Origin of the sequence: Vibrio sp. D417a, from assembly GCF_030248595.1 — a bacterium.
Lineage (GTDB): Bacteria > Pseudomonadota > Gammaproteobacteria > Enterobacterales > Vibrionaceae > Vibrio > Vibrio alginolyticus.
On sequence record NZ_JAHGAM010000009.1, the window covers coordinates 119,592 to 136,778 of the forward strand.

Below are 17,187 nucleotides of genomic sequence, written 5' to 3' on the forward strand. Positions count from 1 at the left end.
ACGATTAGTGTTCCTTTCGAACAAATTGACGCACGATCCATTCTCCAGCGAACAAGCCACCAGCAAGTAAGTAGCTGATGAGGCCGTTATAAAGCGTCCATATTTTTACTGGTAGGAAACAGGTATAGAGTGCAACAGCAGCGTTGAGCGTAAAAAAGGCGCACCAAACCATCGTCACTTTGCGAGTGTAAGTCACGCCACTAGCCGGAAGGTCGGGTTCTTGCAAGCGAGCAAGCCTCTCTATGATCGATTGCGGCTGTTTTAAGCTCAGTCCAAATACACACAGCATACATACATTGACAACGACAGGGTAAAACTGAAGCCACCCATGTTGTTTAAACACCATGCCAAGCGTAATTAGGACAATGCCAACAGCGCCCGTAACGAGCGCCAAGAACTTAAACTCTTTTAGTGGGGTCTTATTTGCGACGAAAACACGCAAAAGTAACGCAGCAATTAACAAGCCCCCAACTAAGTTCAAGCCAAATTTATCTATACCGAAATAGACGGCGAAGGGGTAGGCAAACAGTACAATTGCAGACAGACCAGTCAGCAATTGGCGCATTAACTTTCCTTCAATAACTCAGTAACAGCGTTAACCACATCGTCGACGGTTCTTACTGTACTAAACTCTGCCGGCTTGATTTTTTTGCCAGTGACATTCTGTAGGTGTACGACCAAATCAACGGCGTCAATGCTATCAAGATCGAGATCTTGGTATAAGTGCGCATCTGATTGAATGTCGGCTGCATCAATTTCGAACAGCTCAACAAGCGCATCTTTAACTTGTTCAAATACTTGATCTTTATTTACATCAGTCATGAATATACCTACAACTTATTCATTAGTTTGAGAAGAAACGTATTTCGCTAGATTTGCTACAGACGCAAAGTGTTCGCGCGTATTTGAGTCGTCGGCATCAATAACGATGTTGTATTGTTTTTTTATTGCGAGTCCAAGCTCAAGCGCGTCGATAGAATCTAAGCCAAGTCCATCACCAAAAAGTGGTGCATCCGTTTCAATATCATCTACGGTTAAATCTTCAAGGTTTAAAGCATCAATAATAAGTTGCTTAATGTCGTTGTGTAACTGTTCCACTGGGACCTGCTTATTAATAAAAGTTTTCTGGAAAAATGTTTTCAGCTAGGTGCTGTTGTAAGCGTCGCGCCGCTATTGTCGGCGACGTAGTTTGCTTTATAAAGGGGGTAATCTCAACTTTATCCTTAACTTCAACCCTGAAAAAGGGCTTTGTTGCCGGTACTTGATACCATTTTTTCTCTTTTGTGAGGAAACTTGGCGTTACCGTAATATGGACAACTCTTAAATCTCGTTCTGTTCTTACCGCAATTTGTGCTGCACCGCGTTGTAATTTCGGCTCTACACCTGGTGTTGTTCTTGTTCCTTCAGGAAATATAAGCAACACGTTGCCTTTGTTAAATCGTTCATCACAGAGTGCTAATAAATCATCCGGTGCTTCATTGGGAATATATCCGGCTGCTTTTACGATGTGCTTCATAAAAGGATTCGACCATATTGCCGATTTTACTAAACAGTCGCAGCGATTTAATTGTGAAGCAATGAGAACGTAATCGATTAAACTAGGGTGGTTGGCAACAATTAAACAATTACGATCTTGTTGAAGAATATCGGCACCAATAATTTGATAATCGATTGCGCCACTTAGCTTCATCAATTTACAAAATGTGTTGAATGAATATCGAATCGCACCCTGAACTTTATATTCGCGTTCCGTTTGGTCTGAAACAAAAATACGAATGGTCGGAATAACAATGAAACTCAGTACTAAACCACCTAACCCAAATACTGAAAAACAAAAGCCTGTTGCTAGCACACGCCAATACTGATTTAAGCGAGTCATTTTTTGTGCCATTCCCAAGCTTGTTGCGGAGCGAAAATAGTCCACTGGCTTTTATCTAACAAGTATTGTTGCAAAAATACTAAACCTTGAGGAAGAGGATGACCCGAACGTTCTGCGTTTATGGAGCTTTGTATCGCGAACTTGTCTCCATGAGAAAGTATCAAGCCAAGTCCAAACCCTTTGTATTGTTGGTTTTCATATTCTAAGTAAGAGTCAGGCATAGGCTCATCAAAATCAACAAGCAGTACTTTTTTGTCAGGATTGTCGGACAAAAACAGCCATGCTTCTAATATTGCGCTTTGGAATGTGTTTTCTGCCGCAGCGATAGAAGTTAGGGGAATGGGTTGTTTAGTTGCGATAGTGGCAAGCCCTGCGGCGGTATTGTGCACCGATTGAGAAAAAGCCATCGGAGACGCCTCTTCTCCATTAATTATATCTTCAACTAGTGCGACGCTGCGATGCAGTTCACCATGACGGCTTGAAAATACAAGGTAATCAACTTGATGTTGATTAAGTATTTCGATTGCAGTTTGTACCGCCAGTTTACTGAGTGGGCTCATTCTTCTGCGCATCATCGCAGGAATATTTGCAACATTGATTTTGCCATCTTCTGGCCATTTTATCTCTGTTGCCCATTGTTTCCATTCATTGGATTCGGATAAACCGAATGAATTCGCTGTCCACGCATCAATATTGAACGAAATGTTGATCTTCGAGTTTGGCATATTGGGTTAAATTGTTTATTTTACAGCTCGATACAAATTGGGGTTGACCCAAATTCACAATAAAAAGGAAATTATCATGTCGCGTTTTAAGCTGTATGTCTCGTTATTATTAACTTTGCTTCTTGTTGGTTGTGGACGAGTACAACCTGTAATGAATGTGGAGGATACTCCAGTTGCTTATGATCTTCAAAATAAACAAGTAAAAATGGCCATAGTGCAATCAGCAACTAACCGAGGCTGGACGATCGAAGAAGTAAGCCCTGGTGTTCTTATTGCAAAAATCCACGTTCGTAAACACTCTGCAGAAGTAAAAATCCCATACAATAATAAATATTACTCAATTATTTATCTCAACTCAGTAAATCTCAAAGCAAGTGATGGCAAAATCCACCGCAATTACAATCGTTGGGTAAACAACTTGAATGTTGATATTCAGCGAGCTATTGCATTGTTGGGCAATCAATCTCAACAATAAAACTATTAATTGCAGTTAGGTTTTTCCGTGTTAAATCAAAATAATGACCCTTTTAATGCTTTTGAAGCGAAGACAGAAGCTCAGAAGTTATCTTTTGCACCAATCGTGTTCCAGACCGCCAAAACGCTTCGAGATTTAGGTATTTTAGCCGCTTTAGACAGCGCTGGCGCTCAAGGCATGAGTGCCACAGATATTGCCGAGAAAACGGGAGTATCAGAATATGGTGTTAAAGTACTGTTGGATATGGCGATTAGTGCGCATATTGTTTTATGGGAACGACCTAACTATTCGCTTGCAAACCTTGGTTTTTACCTTCTTCATGATGGTATGACGAATGCAAACATGGATTTTACGGCAGATGTTTGTTACGCCGCGATGATGCATTTGACGGAAGCAATTCAAGAAGGTAAACCGTCTGGTTTGAAAGAGTTGGGCAATTGGGAGACCATCTATCAAGGTCTATCGACGTTACCAGAACAAGCCAAACAGAGCTGGTTTAAGTTCGATCATTTCTATTCGGATCGCTCGTTCCCGCTTCTGCTTAAAGAGGTATTTGCAAGCAAGCCAAAGCATCTTGTGGATATTGGCGGAAATACGGGAAAATGGGCGATTCAGTGTTGTAAACATGACCCTGACGTTCAAGTGACGATTGTTGATTTACCGCAGCAATTAGAAGTAGCGATGAAGAATGTTTCAAAAAATCAGTTCGTCGAGCGTGTACGTCCATACCCTGCAAACATGCTTGATAAAGCACAAACATTGCCGGAGCATGCTGACGTTTGGTGGATGAGCCAGTTCTTGGATTGCTTTTCCCCAATTGAGATCCTCAATATCCTTAAAAAAGTTAAAGCCCAGTTAACGAAGGGAGATACTATTTACGTATTGGAGCTGTTTTGGGATGCTCAAAAATACGCGGGAGCTTCCTATAGCCTTAATGCCACTTCTCTTTATTTTACCTGTTTAGCTAACGGTAATAGTCGCTTTTATCGCAGTGATGATTTCTTAGAAATTGTCGAAGCGGCAGGTTTATCTGTCGTTGAAAGAACCGACAATATTGGCCTTGGTCATACCTTATTAAAACTACAAGCAAACTAAATTCAGAATGAAAACAGAGCTCAAGCAAGTTGTTGTCGTAGGAGCGGGGCCATCAGGTTCAACCGTTTCTGCGTTATTAAAATCGCGTGGCATAGATGTTGTTGTCTTAGAAAAAGCGACTTTTCCACGCTTTTCCATAGGAGAAAGCCTGCTCCCTGCATGTATGGAAGTTGTTGAACAAGCAGGAATGACCAATGCAGTAAAGCAGTTTGGCTTCCAGTATAAAGATGGTGCTGCATTTCGTCGTAATGGCGTATACACCCAGTTCGACTTTACAAACAAATACACGCCAGGACCGGGCACGACGTTTCAGGTTCAACGTGCCAACTTTGATAAAGTATTGGCAGATAGCGCTGAAGAGCAAGGCGTAGAGATTCGCTATCAGCATGAGCTGCTCAACCTAGTGTTTGAAGGGAAAAAGTCTCGATTAGAAGTGCTCGACTCAAATAAGAAGGCTTATCAAATCGAAGCAGATTTTGTGTTGGATGCAAGTGGCTTTGGGCGTGTTTTGCCACGCTTGTTGGAGCTAGAAGAACCTTCTTGTCTTCCGCCTAGAAAAGCGATCTTTACCCATATCGAAGATCATATCTCTCCCCAAGAGCCGGAATACGATCGCAACAAAATTTTAATTTCAGTTCATCCTGAAAATCACGACGTATGGTACTGGCTAATCCCATTCTCTAATGGTACTTGTTCGTTTGGTGTGGTGGGTGAGCCAGAATTTTTCGAACAATACCCAGAAGATAAGATTGCAGCGTTGCAGCAGTTAGCCAATGAAGAGCCGGGTTTGGCTTCTTTGTTGCGAAATGCGAATTACCCGAATCCAGCAGGCGAGTTGGGTGGCTATTCTGCTAACGTCAAACGTTTAGCGACAGAGCACTACGCGTTGCTTGGTAATGCAGGTGAGTTTCTTGATCCTGTATTTTCATCGGGTGTCACTATCGCCATGAAATCGGCAGACTTTGCAGCGGACTGCGTGGTTCGTCAGCTGAATGGTGAAAAGGTTGATTGGCAAGAAGAGTACTCGCAACGCTTAATGGTGGGAGTGAACACATTCCGCACTTATGTGGAAGGCTGGTACAACGGCACGTTGCAAGATGTGATTTTCTATCAAAACCCGAACCCACGTATTAAACAGATGATTAGTGCGATTTTGGCTGGATATGCTTGGGATACGAATAATCCTTACGTAAAACAAAGTGAGCAGCGTTTGTCGACGCTTGCAGAACTGGTTCGGGAAGCTGAACTGTAAGAATATACATTCGCTTATCCGAGAATCAGTAAACCTAGGTCTTACCAAAAAATTGGTAAGACCTTTTTAATGCCTCTTTACTTTTACTTCTAGCGTGTTGGAGACACATTGACCACTTACATCGGTGTGTATCGAATTTGAGAATTTTTATGGTGACATTGATCACATCTAGAATTCCTGTTGCTGATATTTATATTAAATTTGTAGGAAATGGATTACATTCTGAGAGTGTTCCCTACATCCGGCTTCGTTGTGAAAACGGTTTATAAGCAACTGTATAAGTTAGTAAAGTTCCAAAAACTACACCAAAAAAAAGACAAGTTTCTTACCAAATCAATTCGCTTGGTGAGTTCGAGCCATCGACTACGCCAAACGCTTCCTCTACTTTCTAAAATTGTCGAAGAACATGACGCATCAACGGTCTCTTCGATTGCAGATCCCGAGAACGCGGTAGCGTGGGGAGGTAAAGTTTCTCCAGAGTTCAAATCTAAAGTCATTCGTATTAGTAAAGAGCTAAAGATCAATCCTAATCATCTTATGGCGTGCATGGCATTTGAAACTGCTGAAACTTTCAGTCCAAGCATCAAAAATGGTTCCGGAAGCGGGGCTACAGGGTTAATTCAATTTATGCCCTCTACCGCAGAATCATTAGGAGTGAACACAAAGACTCTTGCGAGAATGAGCGCGCTTGAACAACTTGACTATGTGAAAGCGTACTATTGGCCCTATCGAAATAAAATTAATAGCTTAGAAGATGCTTACATGGCCATTCTCTACCCTGCTGCGATTGGTAAACCGCCGTCTTTCGTTTTGTTCAGACAAGGCTCAATTGCCTATCGACAGAATGCAGGTATCGATCGCCACAACACGGGGAAAATCACGCTTAATGATGTTTCCTACAAAGTGAGGCAAAAATTAGAAAAAGGTTTGCAGCCCAATTTCATGGGCTAAGATTGTGTCATGTTCCTAGTTTTTCGCGCATGAATCCTTCTGTTACTTCACGGGGATTCTGATACACTACGCGCCCATTTCCTCTGTTGAGACCTTTCTATGCCATTTTCTAAGCTTGGTTTAAGCGCATCGATTGCTGATGCAGTAAAAGCGCTAGGTTATGAAAAACCCACTTCTATCCAACAAAAAGCCATTCCAATCGTATTGCGTGGCCGCAATTTAATTGCAGCAGCGCAAACGGGCACAGGTAAAACGGCCAGTTTTGTTCTGCCAATCTTAGAAAAGCTTAGTCGAGGCGAAACGCAACGTAAAAAACGCGCTCGTGCGATTATCCTAACGCCAACACGCGAACTTGCGCTTCAGGTTCATCAAAGTATTGAAGCTTATGGTAAAAACTTACCATTACGCTCAATGGCGATGTTTGGTGGTGTGGATTATGCACCACAAAAACAAGCCTTGATCGAGGGGGTCGATATTGTGGTAAGCACGCCTGGGCGCTTGATTGATCTGTACGGTCAACGCGCGATTCACTTTGATGAAGTGGAAATGCTAGTGCTTGATGAAGCCGACAAAATGTTGGATATGGGATTCATCGATGCGATCGACAAAATCGTCGACTGTATGCCAGAACATGTGCAAAGTTTGCTGTTCTCAGCGACGTTATCTAACCCTGTTCGTGACTTGGCGAAAAATGCGATTATTGATCCTGAAGAGATCACGATTGCAAAGCACAGTGCCTCAAAATCAAATATTAAACAGTGGATCACGACCGTCGATAAAGACATGAAGTCGTCGCTGTTAAGTCACTTGCTTAAAGAAAATGACTGGTCGCAAGTACTGGTATTTATTGAAACTAAACACGGCGCAGCCAAACTGGTAAGCCAACTTGAGAAACGTGGCATTGTGGCAGAAGCATTCCACAGTGGCCGTAATCAGCGTGTTCGCCAGGAATTAATAGAAAAGTTTAAAGCGGGTGAAATCCAGTACTTAGTCGCAACCGGCGTTGCTGCGCGCGGTATTGATATTGATAATCTGCCAGTTGTCATCAACTACGATTTACCTTACCCAGCGGATGAGTATGTACATCGTATTGGTCGTACAGGTCGTGCTGGCGCGAAAGGTGAGGCGATATCACTGGTTTCAAAAGACGACTTTAAGAACCTCTGCATGATTGAAAGTCGTTTAGGGCACTTGCTAGAGCGAGTGGAAATTGAAGGTTTTGCGCCAAGAAAGCCAGTACCAATTTCAATTTTAAATTACGTGCCTAAGAATAAACGTAAACCGCACGATAAGCGCGAATCAAAATAGCCAGTTTATCCCATGATCTAAAAGCCGCATTCTTGCGGCTTTTTGCGTTTTAAGGCATCCAATTATGTAGCCATCGCGACGGTTTCTATTCGGTAATGAGGAAAAAAGTTAATCAGTGTCATACGCTTAACACGTAAAGTGAATCAAGGTGCGTTAAGCTTTTGTCAATTATCTGTCCGCAGGTTTGCACAAGGTAAGGAATGGGCGCAAACTTTTTTGCTTGCTAATGAATGCATAATAAGATGGGGCACAAATGAAAACAGGTGATAAGCAATTCGCCGTTATTGGTCTTGGCCGATTTGGTTTGGCAGTGTGTAAAGAGTTACAAGATTCAGGCGCTCAAGTTTTAGCCGTTGACATCAACGAAGACAGAGTTAAAGAAGCCGCCAGTTTTGTTAGTCAGGCGGTTGTGGCTAACTGTACTCACGAAGAGACGGTTGCTGAGCTCAAACTTGATGATTACGACATGGTGATGATTGCCATCGGAGCGGATGTCAATGCCAGTATTCTTGCGACATTGATTGCTAAAGAGGCGGGAGTAAAGTCAGTATGGGTTAAAGCCAACGACCGCTTCCAAGCTCGTGTTCTGCAAAAAATTGGCGCAGACCACATTATCATGCCTGAGCGTGACATGGGGATACGTGTCGCGCGTAAAATGCTCGATAAACGGGTTCTTGAGTTCCACCCATTAGGCAGTGGCTTAGCTATGACGGAGTTTGTGATTGGCTCTCGTTGGATGGGTAAGACACTAAGTGATTTGGCTCTGTGCAAAGTCGATGGCGTGCAAGTGCTAGGGTTTAAACGGGGCCCAGAAATTACCAAGGCACCTGACCTTAATACCACACTAGAAATTGGTGACCTAATTATTGTGGTCGGCCCTCAAGATGCGCTCGCAAATAAATTAAAATCGCTATGACGTATTTTCATCAGAAAGGTGTTTTTTACGCACCAGATGGTAAACAAGAGAAAGCGAAAGGCAATGAACCGCGAATTATATTGCTCAGTTTTCTCGGTGTTTTACTGCCTTCTGCGGTATTGCTAACCTTGCCAGTATTTTCTGTTACGGGCCTGTCGATAACGGATGCTTTGTTTACCGCAACGTCCGCTATTAGTGTGACAGGGCTTGGTGTTGTCGATACTGGGCAACACTTTACGCTTGCGGGTAAAATCTTGCTGATGTTTTTAATGCAAATCGGTGGGTTGGGGCAGATGACGTTGTCGGCGGTCTTACTCTATATGTTCGGCGTGCGTTTGAGTTTGCGTCAACAAGCGCTGGCGAAAGAAGCATTAGGGCAAGATCGGCAAGTCAATCTAAACCGACTAGTAAAGCGGATTGTTGTTTTCGCGCTTGTTGCAGAAACGGTCGGGTTTATTTTTCTCTCTATCCGCTGGGTCCCTGAAATGGGCTGGCAGACTGGTATGTTTTACGCCTTGTTTCATGCAATTTCTGCATTTAACAACGCTGGGTTCGCGCTGTTTTCTGACAGTATGATGAGCTTTGTGAATGATCCGTTGGTTATCTTTACACTGGCGGGGCTATTCATTTTTGGCGGGCTTGGTTTTACTGTTGTGGGTGACATCTGGCTAAACTGGCGCAAAGGTTTCCACTTTTTGCATCTTCACACCAAAATCATGCTGATTGCGACACCGATATTGCTCTTAGTCGGAACGATGCTGTTTTGGTTACTTGAGCGAAGCAACCCAAACACAATGGCGTCTTTACCTGCAACAGGGCAATGGTTGGCGGCATTCTTTCAATCTGCGAGTGCTCGAACGGCAGGGTTTAATAGTGTTGACTTGGCGCTGTTTACTCAGCCAGCCTTACTGGTCATGATTGTTCTGATGTTAATTGGAGCGGGTTCCACCTCAACGGGGGGCGGTATTAAAGTTTCCACATTTGCTGTTGCGTTTATGGCTACGTGGACCTTTTTACGCCAAAAGAAACATGTGGTTATGTTTAAGCGAACCATAAATTGGCAAACTGTGACTAAGTCATTGGCAATTATCGTTGTGAGCGGAGCCATCCTGACAAGCGCAATGTTTTTATTGATGCTTACCGAGAAGGCCAGCTTTGATAAAGTTATGTTTGAAACCATTTCCGCATTTGCCACAGTGGGGCTCACCGCAGGTTTGACTGCGGAACTTTCTGAACCTGGTAAATACATTATGATCGTGGTGATGATCATTGGTCGTATTGGGCCGCTCACGCTTGCCTACATGTTGGCACGTCCTGAACCTACCTTGGTCAAATACCCAGAAGACGCCGTTCTTACAGGTTAATATAGCGTTAAACAATGGCCGCGCGACCACTACGAGCATTGATTAATAGCAGTGCTCGTACATTTATAGAATATGTGGAATGTTGCCCAGTTTTACCTATAAATTCGTAGAAGTTCATTTCTTCTTCCTTTCGTTTCGATACTATTCATTCACTCAATTTATATTCTCAGAAGCTACGCTCATAACAGCGTTTTGGAATCCGACGCTTTTGTAGTGTGACACCAAACTACGTCGTGTTATCTGAGCGAATTGATACCAGCCTTCGTCAATAGTCACTCAGTCTTACTCTATGCCCATAGGGTTACTTTGTGTTTGTTGTGCTTGGTATGAATGAACGAATCGAAAAGATGGAGTCGTACTTTGAAATTCAACACACTCGCCATGGCTATGCTAACTGCGCTTCTTGCAGGGAAGAGCATGGCAACTACTCCGCCATCGCCGGTTTGGCATACTATTGCGTTGAGCGATGGTAGCTCCAGTGAGGCAATTCTACGTGGAACGGCAGATTTCCACTGGTTTGAAGATAAGCAGGGCAATGCCTTACTTCAGGAAGACGGCGTTTGGTTTTTCGCGCAGATTCAGCGCGAGTCAGACACGCCAATATTGATCTCGACAGGTGTGGTGAAAACGCAGTCGAGTGAGCCACCTGAGTCGGCGAAGTTTCGCCCGGATTTACAAGTTAAACCGCAATTATCTTCTCTAAAAACCATTGAGCCGATGGCACGAAAAAACCTACTGCGTTCGGCGCAAGGTTACCAGGCGATGAGCAGTTCAACGGTGAAGCAGCAGCCCCTATTGGTTGTGCAAGTTTCGTTTGATGACCAAGCAATGGTGCATGATTTTGAGCAACGCGTATTTAATACCAATGGTCAAAGCGTTGTGGATTACTTTGATAAAAACTCTCAAGGTAAATTCAAAGTTGTTCCTGCACTTGAGAGTTACGGCACCGCCAATGACGGTGTGATAGATGTGACTGTGGCACAAAGCCACCCTAACTGTCACTCTAGTTCGACTGATAAGACATGCACCGCCAAGTTGAATGCGGTTTTCACCGAGGCTTATCAAAAACTGGATCCATACTTTAATCTTTCGGCCTACGACAGCAATCAAAATGGTACCGTAGAACCGTCAGAACTCTCTGTCATGTTTATTTTTGCGGGGGGAGATCGTTCAACAGGGGTTCTCAACCGTCCTGCGATTTGGCCGCACAAATTCTCTCACGATGATGTCACACTAGATGGTAAAAAGATCACAGACTATTGTGTGTTCGCTGACTATCAAGTTGATCATCAAGCGACGTTGGGCGTGATCGTACACGAGCTTGGCCACTTAATGCTTGGCTTACCGGATTTGTACGCAAGGAACAGTGATGCCTCGATCGGCTCTTGGGGCGTGATGGGTGGCGGTTCATGGGCGCAGAAACCGGGAGATTCATACGCTGGTGACACTCCGGTGAACATGAGTGCATGGAGCAAACACGCTGCTGGTTTTGTTGTACCAACGGTAACTCATGAAAGTCCAGCGCCTATTTCTGTGAACAACGACGATGTCAAGCTGGTGTATCTCGACCCGTACTTGAAAGAGTTTGGCCCACGTGTTTACTTGGAAAATCGCACCTTTAGCGGTTACGACCGAGCATTGGCGGCTGAAGGTATCCTGGCGACGTCGGTCAATGTCCAGAACCGCTTTAATGATGTTGGCGCGATGCAGGTTCAAATCATGCAGGCTGATGGTCTGAATGAGTTAGAAAATGATGGTAGGAGTGACGCTGACGATTTATACCCTAATGGTGGCAATGTCATTTCAGATACATCGACCCCGGGTCTGAGAACGATCACAGGGTTTGATACTGGGGTTCGTATTTCCAACATTGCCAGCAACACCAACGGTGGTAGCTTTTCTCTTGAGCATACAAACGAACCAAATAAATCAGCATGGCTGAACTCTCTTCATCAAGGTTATGTGTACGCGAGTGGGAGTAACACTCTGGCGGTGTCACTGGACTTGAATAGTGATACAGAGCTTGATGGCCTTCAACTTTATGCGCAAAGAGATAGCGCTCAAAGTGACATGACTTATCGAGTTTGGCGATTCCCATTTTCTGGAAACATTGGCTATCGATTAATATTGAATCAAAACAACGCTGAGCTTTTACAGCAAGGTAACTTCCAAAAGTCATCTCGAATTTTATTCCCCCAATCAAGCCAATTGAGTGCGGGTCAGCACTTATTGGTCGTTGAATTGGAAGGCGGTCAATTTGATGCAAACTTTGACTTCGGCCGCTTGCTAAAAACTGAAAAAGCCTCCCTACCTGTAATGTGGACTGGTGATTACAGTGAGATTGGCACGTTTGGTCTAGAAAAAGCCGGGTTCTCTTATATTCCGTTTGCAGCATTATTAAATGTGGATGCGAGCAACTTGGTTGAAGCGAAATCTGATTCGTTACAAACCAATAAAAATACGCCAATCAAACTGAACCTGATGGACAATGATTTCATGGCGGTAGGGTATCAGTTCAATGTGGACATTGTGCAGAAGCCTGAGCACGGCACCATCTCTGGCAACCAGTACCAACCTGAAGCTAACTTCGTTGGTCTGGACACTTTCCAATATCGTTTGTTGTCGGTTGATGGTGCGTACTCATCTTCAATCGTGAATGTGCAGGTGGAAGTGCTTGGCAGCAACGAAGCGCCAGTGGCCGTGATTGATGTTGATAATAAAGACATGACGGTTGGGCAGCGAGTCACGTTGTCTGCGTTAAATAGTACGGATGCTGATGGTGATGTGTTGAGTTATAAATGGGAGCAGTTGGCTGGCACTTCAGTTTCTCTTGGCAATGCAACCAGTGTTAGCACAAGCTTTACGGTGCCTCAAGGTGCAAAAGCGGGTGAGGTTCTGACATTCCGTTTAACCGTGACTGATCCTAGTAATGAAACGTCCAGTGCTACCGTCGATTTAACCATGAAAAACGCAGCGCCAGTTACGCTTGCAGATACGGCGACCGTTGCCGTTGGTGAAAGTATTCTGATTGATGCAGCGAGCAACGATTCGGATGTGAACGGCGATAAACTGGTTGTAGAAAGCGTACAGAACGTAACGGGTGTGGGAAGTGCGAGTGTAGAGAATGGCAAAATCCGTTTTCAAGCACCGGATAGCCCTACTGACGGCATCAAGCTGCAATATACGGTTTCAGATGGTCATGGTGCCACTGCTACGGGGGAAGTTATCGTGACGGTTGTTGCTTCTTTGAAGACAACGACATTCAAGAACTCTGAAGGTAGCGGCAGTGTTTCTTATTGGGCTTTGATGTTGCTTGCAACATTAGGCTGGCGACGTCGCGTCTAAAACGGTATTAATTGCGGTATAAGCCACTCACATTGAGTGGCTTATTTTTTACCTGATCTATTTTGGTTTCGTTCTCATTGTCTTATGAGATGTGTTTCTCATTATTTTTAAAGCGATTTTTCTACTCTGCGGTTACCCTAGGGGCCGATTTTTATGAACTAAGGATGTTATATGTCTACCGAGGGCTTTTCTGTTTCGGAAATATGCCGAGAAGCGGCAGTGATGGTGAGAAGGAATCTACTCGCAATTGTTATTGCTTGTATTCCGTTGATTATCGTGCACTCAATTTTTGCTTTTATGTATCCTGAAATGACGGGGCAAGATCAAGCGAACGTTCAAGAAGGCAATGTCGCAGGATTTTATTTCGTCACAATTATTTGTACCCACTTGTTGCCGCTATGGCGGCTGTGCGTGTGCATCGAATTTATTTAGCCGGCGATTACATGCACTCTGCGTTGGATGTATTTCGTTTGTCAGCGCGAGAATTCCGTTTCATAGGCTGGTGGATACTGTTTGGACTGATGATGATGCTCGTTATTGGTATCCCGATCTTTGTGTTGTCGTTTATCTACATTGCAGAAAGTGGTGAAGCCGACTTTGTTGCTATGGCTATTATCACAACGATTGCAAGCATTCCCGGCTATTGGGTAATGGCGCGATGGTCATTTGTGTTGCCAGCGACTGCAATGGATCATCAGCCGCGCAGTTTGCGTCGTTCGTGGAATCAGAGCAGACCATACAACAAACAAGTATTCATTTTGATGGGACTAATTCCATTGGGGGCGGGCTTGCTCAGTCAGCTGATCTTTAGCCACTTTACGAATCTCTTTATGTTGAGCCTCGTCGGTGTGGCCTATGGTATTTTTGGCGCGTACCAGCTGGCATTGTTATCGTTGAGCTATAAAACGGTAGTGGATATCGAACGCGCTCGTTTTGATACGCCATCACAGCCACCAAAAACGGGTGAAGAATTTTCCGCTTAACCCTTTGATCGTTTTTACATGCTACCTCCGTTTAGGAGACGGTCTGCGGCAGGTTGATACCTTCCTGCCGCCTTCACGTTATTCACGCAAAATACCCATGCCCATTTCATGGCTGAATGACAGGGACATTCACACGTATACTCACAACAGTACTTCTTTTTGTTAAGGAACCCTACATGTCCATTTGGCAACGGGTCAATTTCACCCATCGCTTTAGTCAATTACCGTCAGCGTTCTATACGTTGGTCGAGCCACAACCCTTGGACAACACTCGCTGGGTCGCTTGGAATGGTGAGTTTGCACAGCAGTTTGGTTTACCAGCAGAGCAAAACGATGAGTTATTGGCGGTTTTTTCTGGGCTAAGTGAATTCGAACAATTTCGTCCTCTTGCGATGAAATATGCAGGCCATCAGTTTGGCGTTTACAACCCAGATTTGGGCGATGGACGTGGATTACTGTTGGCAGAAATTGAGCATCAGAATGGTACTTGGTTTGATCTTCACCTCAAAGGTGCAGGGCTAACGCCTTACTCGCGAATGGGAGATGGGCGAGCGGTATTACGCTCAACTATCCGTGAGTACCTGTGCAGTGAAGCCATGGCGGGCCTTGGGGTTCCGACGACACGTGCTCTCGGTATGATGGTCAGTGATACACCTGTTTATCGAGAAAAAACGGAATCGGGCGCTTTGTTACTTCGAATGGCTGAAACCCATGTTCGATTTGGTCACTTTGAGCATTTCTTTTACACCAACCAGTTAGCAGAGCAGAAGCTGTTGGCGGATAAGGTGATTGAGTGGCACTTTGCTGATTGTGCATCGGCGGAGAAACCATATGCCGCGATGTTTGACGCCATCGTGACTAAAACAGCCGAGATGATCGCATATTGGCAAGCTTTTGGTTTTGCGCATGGTGTGATGAATACCGATAACATGTCAATTCTTGGGCAAACTTTTGATTATGGTCCGTTTGGCTTTCTTGATGATTATGAGCCGGGATACATTTGTAATCATTCAGACTACCAGGGTCGTTACGCATTTGATCAACAGCCTAGAATTGCGCTTTGGAACTTGTCAGCATTGGCGCATGCGCTATCGCCACTCGTTGAACGAGAAGATTTAGAATCGTCGTTGAGTCAATTTGAAGTTCATTTAAGCCAGCAGTTCAGCCGCCTCATGCGTGAGAAGTTGGGCTTAAAAACTAAGATAGCGGAAGACGGGCGTTTGTTTGAAGCTATGTTTGAGCTTCTTCACCAGAACAAAACGGACTACACTCGCTTCTTCAGAACACTTTCAAACCTTGATAATGCGCCTTCCCAAGCCGTAATCGATTTATTTCTCGACCGAGAAGCTGCGCGAGCTTGGCTTGATCTGTACTTAGCTCGGTGTGAGCTAGAGGTTGATAAACTAGGGGGCCAGATTTCAACCGAACAGCGTTGCAAACAGATGCGTCAAGCCAATCCCAAATACATCTTGCGTAACTACTTGGCTCAGTTGGCGATTGATAAAGCGGAAGAAGGGGACTTTAGCGAATTACACCGATTGGCCGGACTGTTAAAACGCCCATTTGATGAGCAACCCGAGTTTGATGATTATGCGAAATTGCCGCCGGAATGGGGGAAGAAAATGGAGATAAGCTGTTCTTCATAAATGGGTCATTTCCCACCCATTTATATCTTTTCTTGGGTGGAATTCACTCGTTACACTTCGGATTCATGTTAATGGGCTATGTTAATTTATTGAAATACATATAAATTTTAACATGGTCCATTAATTGCTCTTTGTTGAATATCCGTACCCATCGCCTAACACCTAGTTACTCATGGACGGGATGGGATGTGATTCAACAAGGAGAATAATAATGTTTAAGCCTCTAACTCTACTATCTGTCTCTGCACTTGCTGTTACCAGTTTTAATGCTGCCGCAAATTGTGACCCAGGTGAAACGGTCATCAAGTTTAGCCATGTAACGAACGCGGACAAACACCCTAAAGGCATCGCGGCTTCGTTACTTGAAAAGCGCGTCAACGAAGAGATGAACGGTAAAGTCTGTATGCAGGTGTTTCCTAACTCAACACTGTATGATGATGACAAAGTGTTGGAAGCGCTACTGAATGGTGATGTTCAACTCGCTGCTCCTTCTCTTTCTAAGTTTGAGAAATTCACCAAGAAGTACCGCCTTTTCGATCTTCCTTTCTTGTTCGATGATGTCGACGCGGTTGACCGTTTCCAAAACTCGGAAGCGGGTGAAAAGCTGAAAAATTCAATGAAACGTCGTGGCCTACAAGGCATTGCGTTTTGGCATAACGGCATGAAGCAAATGTCAGCCAACAAGCCGCTCATTTCTCCAACTGATGCTGAAGGACTTAAGTTCCGTGTTCAAGCCTCTGATGTACTCGTTGCTCAGTTTGAGCAGCTAGGTGCTAACCCACAAAAAATGTCGTTCAAAGAAGTTTACGGCGGTTTGCAAACTAAGGTTATTGATGGTCAAGAAAATACTTGGTCAAACATTTACGGCAAAAAATTCTTCGAAGTTCAAGATGGCATTACGGAAACGAACCACGGAATTTTGGATTACTTAGTTGTGACGTCAAACGACTTCTGGAAAAACCTACCAGATGCTCAGCGCGAGCAGTTAAATACCATTATTCAAGAGGTAACTGCGCAGCGTAATGCTGAGTCAACCAAAGTAAACCTTGCGAATAAGAACAATATCATCGAAGCCGGTGGTGTGGTTCGTACTCTAACGCCAGAACAGCGTCAAGAATGGGTCACTGCACTTCAACCAGTATGGAAGAAGTTCGAAAAAGACATTGGTTCTGACCTAATCGAAGCCGCTTTGGCGTCTAACCAAAAATAATAACACCTAACACATTTAGCCCTCTCAAACTAAGGGGG

General features: G+C 44.2%; 17 protein-coding genes. 12 read left to right on the plus strand and 5 right to left on the minus strand.

Features of this window, described 5'->3' with window-relative positions; all coding sequences use genetic code 11:
* Positions 1-4 precede the first annotated feature (4 nt).
* Genes KI742_RS10710 through KI742_RS10730 form a run of 5 tightly spaced genes read right to left on the minus strand, consistent with a single transcriptional unit; the run spans position 5 to position 2,604 of the window.
* Positions 5-565: a hypothetical protein gene (locus tag KI742_RS10710; RefSeq protein ID WP_132936505.1), complete on the minus strand. Its 561-nt coding sequence runs from the start codon at positions 563-565 to the stop codon at positions 5-7.
* A complete protein-coding gene (locus KI742_RS10715) occupies positions 565-822 on the minus strand; it encodes an acyl carrier protein (RefSeq protein WP_025766966.1) in 258 nt (85 codons plus the stop codon). The genes KI742_RS10710 and KI742_RS10715 overlap by 1 nt, the downstream gene beginning before the upstream one ends.
* 15 nt (positions 823-837) lie before the next feature.
* The gene (locus KI742_RS10720; RefSeq protein WP_005382278.1) at positions 838-1,098 is read right to left on the minus strand and encodes a phosphopantetheine-binding protein; all 261 of its coding nucleotides are present in this window, start codon (positions 1,096-1,098) and stop codon (positions 838-840) included.
* A gap of 13 nt (positions 1,099-1,111) precedes the next feature.
* The gene (locus KI742_RS10725) at positions 1,112-1,879 is read right to left on the minus strand and encodes a 1-acyl-sn-glycerol-3-phosphate acyltransferase (protein WP_005388305.1); all 768 of its coding nucleotides are present in this window, start codon (positions 1,877-1,879) and stop codon (positions 1,112-1,114) included.
* Positions 1,876-2,604, minus strand: a complete 729-nt coding sequence (locus KI742_RS10730; RefSeq protein ID WP_033906897.1) for a beta-ketoacyl synthase chain length factor — start codon at positions 2,602-2,604, stop codon at positions 1,876-1,878. Before KI742_RS10730 ends, KI742_RS10725 begins: the two co-directional genes overlap by 4 nt.
* Before the next feature lie 76 nt (positions 2,605-2,680).
* Between KI742_RS10730 and KI742_RS10735 the strand changes: the two genes are divergently transcribed.
* From KI742_RS10735 to KI742_RS10790, 12 genes are all read left to right on the plus strand, one after another.
* Entirely contained in the window at positions 2,681-3,079 is a 399-nt protein-coding gene (locus tag KI742_RS10735) for a hypothetical protein (RefSeq protein ID WP_005382272.1), read from the plus strand.
* Positions 3,080-3,106: 27 nt separating this feature from the next.
* Positions 3,107-4,174, plus strand: a complete 1,068-nt coding sequence (locus KI742_RS10740; RefSeq protein ID WP_033906896.1) for a class I SAM-dependent methyltransferase — start codon at positions 3,107-3,109, stop codon at positions 4,172-4,174.
* A 7-nt stretch (positions 4,175-4,181) separates the two neighbouring features.
* Entirely contained in the window at positions 4,182-5,426 is a 1,245-nt protein-coding gene (locus KI742_RS10745; protein WP_213867080.1) for an NAD(P)/FAD-dependent oxidoreductase, read from the plus strand.
* 210 nt (positions 5,427-5,636) lie between these two features.
* Positions 5,637-6,377 carry a transglycosylase SLT domain-containing protein gene (locus KI742_RS10750; RefSeq protein ID WP_213867081.1) on the plus strand — a complete coding sequence of 247 codons (741 nt, stop codon included), beginning with the start codon at positions 5,637-5,639 and terminating at the stop codon, positions 6,375-6,377.
* A 99-nt stretch (positions 6,378-6,476) separates the two neighbouring features.
* Positions 6,477-7,685 carry a DEAD/DEAH box helicase gene (locus KI742_RS10755; protein ID WP_005382264.1) on the plus strand — a complete coding sequence of 403 codons (1,209 nt, stop codon included), beginning with the start codon at positions 6,477-6,479 and terminating at the stop codon, positions 7,683-7,685.
* Positions 7,686-7,938: 253 nt separating this feature from the next.
* Positions 7,939-8,601, plus strand: coding sequence for a TrkA family potassium uptake protein (locus tag KI742_RS10760; RefSeq protein WP_005388291.1), 663 nt, complete (start codon positions 7,939-7,941; stop codon positions 8,599-8,601).
* Positions 8,598-9,965 (plus strand): TrkH family potassium uptake protein, encoded by a 1,368-nt coding sequence (locus KI742_RS10765; protein ID WP_203346033.1) that lies wholly within the window; start codon positions 8,598-8,600, stop codon positions 9,963-9,965. Before KI742_RS10760 ends, KI742_RS10765 begins: the two co-directional genes overlap by 4 nt.
* A gap of 360 nt (positions 9,966-10,325) precedes the next feature.
* Complete coding sequence (locus KI742_RS10770) at positions 10,326-13,310, plus strand: M6 family metalloprotease domain-containing protein (RefSeq protein WP_213867082.1); 2,985 nt, start codon at positions 10,326-10,328, stop codon at positions 13,308-13,310.
* 171 nt (positions 13,311-13,481) lie between these two features.
* On the plus strand, positions 13,482-13,742 hold the full coding sequence (locus KI742_RS10775; protein WP_285385207.1) for a hypothetical protein: 261 nt from the start codon (positions 13,482-13,484) through the stop codon (positions 13,740-13,742).
* Positions 13,724-14,293 (plus strand): sugar transporter, encoded by a 570-nt coding sequence (locus tag KI742_RS10780; protein WP_250157927.1) that lies wholly within the window; start codon positions 13,724-13,726, stop codon positions 14,291-14,293. Before KI742_RS10775 ends, KI742_RS10780 begins: the two co-directional genes overlap by 19 nt.
* A gap of 176 nt (positions 14,294-14,469) precedes the next feature.
* A complete protein-coding gene (locus KI742_RS10785; RefSeq protein ID WP_205390767.1) occupies positions 14,470-15,939 on the plus strand; it encodes a protein adenylyltransferase SelO in 1,470 nt (489 codons plus the stop codon).
* Between the two features lie 211 nt (positions 15,940-16,150).
* The gene (locus KI742_RS10790) at positions 16,151-17,149 is read left to right on the plus strand and encodes a TRAP transporter substrate-binding protein (RefSeq protein WP_047102866.1); all 999 of its coding nucleotides are present in this window, start codon (positions 16,151-16,153) and stop codon (positions 17,147-17,149) included.
* Positions 17,150-17,187 lie beyond the last annotated feature (38 nt).

Bases quoted from the DNA above. Each gene is read 5' to 3' on its own strand.
- KI742_RS10710 (WP_132936505.1), bottom strand. From the start codon at position 565: ATGCGCCAATTGCTGACTGGTCTGTCTGCAATTGTACTGTTTGCCTAC.
- KI742_RS10715 (WP_025766966.1), bottom strand. From the start codon at position 822: ATGACTGATGTAAATAAAGATCAAGTATTTGAACAAGTTAAAGATGCG.
- KI742_RS10725 (WP_005388305.1), bottom strand. From the start codon at position 1,879: ATGACTCGCTTAAATCAGTATTGGCGTGTGCTAGCAACAGGCTTTTGT.
- KI742_RS10730 (WP_033906897.1), bottom strand. From the start codon at position 2,604: ATGCCAAACTCGAAGATCAACATTTCGTTCAATATTGATGCGTGGACA.
- KI742_RS10735 (WP_005382272.1), top strand. From the start codon at position 2,681: ATGTCGCGTTTTAAGCTGTATGTCTCGTTATTATTAACTTTGCTTCTT.
- KI742_RS10745 (WP_213867080.1), top strand. From the start codon at position 4,182: ATGAAAACAGAGCTCAAGCAAGTTGTTGTCGTAGGAGCGGGGCCATCA.
- KI742_RS10750 (WP_213867081.1), top strand. From the start codon at position 5,637: ATGGATTACATTCTGAGAGTGTTCCCTACATCCGGCTTCGTTGTGAAA.
- KI742_RS10755 (WP_005382264.1), top strand. From the start codon at position 6,477: ATGCCATTTTCTAAGCTTGGTTTAAGCGCATCGATTGCTGATGCAGTA.
- KI742_RS10760 (WP_005388291.1), top strand. From the start codon at position 7,939: ATGAAAACAGGTGATAAGCAATTCGCCGTTATTGGTCTTGGCCGATTT.
- KI742_RS10765 (WP_203346033.1), top strand. From the start codon at position 8,598: ATGACGTATTTTCATCAGAAAGGTGTTTTTTACGCACCAGATGGTAAA.
- KI742_RS10775 (WP_285385207.1), top strand. From the start codon at position 13,482: ATGTCTACCGAGGGCTTTTCTGTTTCGGAAATATGCCGAGAAGCGGCA.
- KI742_RS10785 (WP_205390767.1), top strand. From the start codon at position 14,470: ATGTCCATTTGGCAACGGGTCAATTTCACCCATCGCTTTAGTCAATTA.
- KI742_RS10790 (WP_047102866.1), top strand. From the start codon at position 16,151: ATGTTTAAGCCTCTAACTCTACTATCTGTCTCTGCACTTGCTGTTACC.